The organism is Methylobacterium sp. 190mf, assembly GCF_900107945.1.
GTDB lineage: Bacteria > Pseudomonadota > Alphaproteobacteria > Rhizobiales > Beijerinckiaceae > Methylobacterium.
Genome location: NZ_FNVI01000069.1, coordinates 1 through 3,681 on the forward strand (window position 1 = coordinate 1; position 3,681 = coordinate 3,681).

General features: G+C 72.3%; 3 protein-coding genes. All 3 read left to right on the forward strand.

Annotated elements, in window-relative coordinates; translation table 11 throughout:
• The first annotated feature begins 230 nt into the window (after positions 1-230).
• From metG to C4T42_RS31200, 3 genes are read left to right on the forward strand one after another with little or no spacing between them, the layout of a single operon-like run.
• The gene (metG, locus tag C4T42_RS31190) at positions 231-1,808 is read left to right on the forward strand and encodes a methionine--tRNA ligase (protein WP_103986553.1); all 1,578 of its coding nucleotides are present in this window, start codon (positions 231-233) and stop codon (positions 1,806-1,808) included.
• 49 nt (positions 1,809-1,857) lie between these two features.
• Complete coding sequence (locus C4T42_RS31195) at positions 1,858-2,658, forward strand: TatD family hydrolase (RefSeq protein WP_103986554.1); 801 nt, start codon at positions 1,858-1,860, stop codon at positions 2,656-2,658.
• A gap of 22 nt (positions 2,659-2,680) precedes the next feature.
• A complete protein-coding gene (locus C4T42_RS31200; RefSeq protein ID WP_103986555.1) occupies positions 2,681-3,484 on the forward strand; it encodes an MBL fold metallo-hydrolase in 804 nt (267 codons plus the stop codon).
• The last annotated feature ends 197 nt before the right edge of the window (positions 3,485-3,681 follow it).

The following is a 3,681-nucleotide window of genomic DNA, read 5'->3' on the forward strand; positions in this document are numbered from 1 at the left end:
GATCCCGCGCGTACTTGGCCGACACCTGGGTTCCCGCGGCGTCCCGCGTCCCTCGTGCTCGCCTCCCGGGCCATGCCCCCGGCGCCACGCGCGCGGGGACGATCACGCGTGTCCGGTGCTGGCCGCCGCGGAGGATCGCCGTCGCGCCCGCAGGCGGCGACGGTTGCGTCCCGGCGCCGGCCGCGCGACAACGCGGGCAGCTTCCCGCGCTCATCCGGAACACCACAGACGTGACGTCCAACGCCCCGGCGAATCCCCGAAAGACGTTCGGTCTCTCGACCGCGATCTCCTACCCCAACGGCGCGCCCCATATCGGCCACGCCTACGAGGTGATCGCCGCCGACGCGATCGCGCGCTTCCACCGGCTCGACGGCTACGACGTGCTATTCTCCACCGGGACCGACGAGCACGGGCTCAAGATCCAGCAGGCCGCGACCCGGGCCGGCACCACCCCGCGCGCCTACGTCGACGGCACGGCCGCCCGGTTCCAGGCCATGGCCGACCGGATGGACTGCGCCTACGACCGCTTCATCCGCACCACCGAGCCTGGCCACTACGCCGCCGCCCAGGAGATCTGGCGGCGGATGGAGGCCAACGGCGACATCTACCTCGACAAGTATGCCGGCTGGTACTCGGTCCGCGACGAGGCCTACTACGACGAGTCCGAGACCCGGCTCCTGGAGGATGGCAGCCGCCGCAGCCTCGCCACCGACACGCCGGTCGAGTGGATGGAGGAGGAGAATTTCCTTTTCAGACTGTCCGCCTACCAGGACCGGCTGCTCGACCTCTACGCGGATCAGCCGGATTTCATCGGGCCGGACACGCGCCGGAACGAGGTGGCGAGCTTCGTGCGCTCCGGCCTCAAGGACCTCTCGGTCAGCCGCACCAATTTCGACTGGGGCGTGCCGGTGCCGGGGCATCCGAACCACGTGATGTACGTGTGGGTCGACGCGCTCACCAACTATCTCACCGTCACCGGCTTCCCCGACGCGGAGAACCCCCAAGAAAGATTCTGGCCGATGGACCTGCACGTGATCGGCAAGGACATCGTCCGGTTCCACGCGGTCTACTGGCCGGCCTTCCTGATGTCGGCCGGGCTGCCGCTGCCCAGGCGCGTCTTCGGCCACGGCTTCCTGCTCTCCAAGGGCGAGAAGATGTCGAAGTCGCTGGGCAACGTCCTCGACCCGTTCGAGCTCGCCGACACCTACGGGGTCGACCCGGTGCGCTACTTCGTGCTGCGCGAGGTGCCGTTCGGCGGCGACGGCAGCTACAGCCACGAGGCGATCATCGGCCGGATCAACGCCGATCTCGCCAACGACCTCGGCAACCTCGCCCAGCGCTCGCTCACGATGGTCGCCAAGAACTGCGACGGCGCGGTGCCGGATCCGGGCAGCCTGGACGCGGCCGACACGGCCCTGCTGGCCCAGGCCGACGCCCTGCCGGCACGGGCCCGGACCCTCATGGGCGAGCTCGCGCTCCACTCCGTCCTGGCGGAGATCTGGGCCGTGGTGGCCGAGGCCAACCGCTACTTCGCCGCCCAGGAGCCGTGGAAGCTGCGCAAGTCCGACCCGGCGCGGATGAACGCCGTGCTCTACACGACGCTGGAGGCGCTGCGCGCCTTCGGCATCCTGATCCAGCCCTTCGTGCCGGGGGCGGCGGCCAAGCTCCTCGACCTGCTGGCGGTGCCGGCCGACCGGCGCGGCCTCGCCGATGTGGGGGCGGGGGGCCGGCTCGTGCCCGGCACGGCGCTCCCCGCCCCCGCGCCGATCTTCCCGCGCTTCGAGCGCCCCGAGACTCCGTCCGCCTGAAGGACCTCGCCGCTTGAAGGACCCTGCCGCCCGACGGCCCCGAGACCCGATGCTCATCGACAGCCACTGCCATCTCGACTTCCCGGACTTCGCCGCCGACCTCCCGGGCGTGATCGCCCGCGCCAAGGCCGCGGGCGTAGCCGGCATGCTCACGATCGCCACCCGGGTCGCCAAGGCCGACACCTACCGGGCGATCGCCGAGGCTCATCCCGAGGTCTGGCACACGGTCGGCACCCATCCCCACGGGGCCGCCGAGGAGCCGGACGTCGCCGCCGACACGATCGCGGGCCTCGCCCAGGCCAGCCCGCGCTGCGTCGGGATCGGCGAGGCCGGCCTCGACTACCACTACGCCGACGCCGCCCCCGAGGCCGTGCAGGAGCGGGTGCTGCGCGCCCACATCGCGGCGGCCCGGCTCTCCGGCCTGCCGCTCGTGATCCACGCCCGGGACGCCGACGACCACATGGAGCGGGTGCTCGCCGACGAGATGGGCCGGGCGCCGTTCCGGGCGGTGCTGCACTGCTTCTCGTCGGGGCGGCGGCTGGCGGAGGCCGGGGTGGAGCTGGGGCTGTACGTGTCCTTCTCGGGCATCGTCACGTTCCGGCGCTCGCACGACCTGCGCGACATCGCCAGGGCCGTGCCCCTCGACCGGATCCTGGTGGAGACCGACGCGCCGTTCCTGGCCCCCGAGCCCCACCGAGGACGGACCAACGAGCCGGCCTACACGGCCGACACCGCCCGGTCGCTGGCCGGGACCCTGGGGCTGACCGCCGAGGACTTCGCCCGGACCACGACGGCGAATTTCTTCACCTTGTTCGACAAGGCCGCCGGAACGCGCCCGGGCGCTGCGTGACGAGTCGGAGCGGGAGATCCGGATGGCGAGCCTGACCCTGCGCATCCTCGGTTGCGGCTCGTCCGGCGGGGTGCCGCGGGTCGGCAGCGGCTGGGGCGCCTGCGACCCGGCGGAGCCGCGCAACCGCCGGCGGCGCTGCTCGATCTTGGTGGAGCGCGCGTCGGGGGCGGGGCGGACCACGCTCCTGGTCGACACCTCTCCGGACCTGCGCGAGCAGCTCATCGACGCCGGCGTGACGCGCCTCGACGGGGTGCTCTACACCCACGCCCACGCCGACCACACCCACGGGATCGACGACCTGCGCCCGCTGGTGATCGCCATGCGGGCCCGCATCCCGGTCTACGCCGACGCCCTGACGCGGTCGCTGCTCACGGCCCGGTTCGGCTACTGCTTCGAGACGCCCCCCGGGAGCGCCTACCCGCCGATCCTCGACCTGCGCGACCTCGCCGCCGGCCGCGACCTGACCCTGGACGGGGAGGGGGGGGCGATCACCGTGGAATCGCTCCCGGTGGAGCACGGCAACGAGGCGGCCCTGGGCTTCCGCTTCGGCGCGGCCGCCTACATGCCCGACGTCAGCCTGATCCCGGAGGCGAGCCTCGCCCGGCTCCGCGGTCTCGACCTGCTGATCATCGACGCCCTGCGGGACACCCCGCACCCGACCCACTTCTCGGTCTCGGACGCCCTCGCGCTGATCGAGTCGGTGCAGCCACGCCGCGCGGTCCTGACCAACCTGCACACGGATCTCGACTACGGCGCCCTCGCGGCGCGCCTGCCGGAGGGCATCGTGCCCGCCTATGACGGCATGACCCTGAGCCTCGAGGCCTAGCGCGCCCACCGGGAGTGCGAATCGGGCGTCACACGGCTGTCGTCCGCGGAGTCCAAGAAAATCGGCTTTCCGGCCAACAAGCCTGTTGACGGCCGGGAACCATGGATCTATACCCCGGCTCATCGGCGCCGGCCGCGGAAGTGGACCGGGCGCTGAGCCATCTTCTGACAAGCGGGCGGGCTGGCCGGCGGGATTGC

Excerpts from the sequence above, each read along its gene's own strand:
- C4T42_RS31195 (WP_103986554.1), top strand. The coding sequence starts at position 1,858 with ATGCTCATCGACAGCCACTGCCATCTCGACTTCCCGGACTTCGCCGCC.
- C4T42_RS31200 (WP_103986555.1), top strand. The coding sequence starts at position 2,681 with ATGGCGAGCCTGACCCTGCGCATCCTCGGTTGCGGCTCGTCCGGCGGG.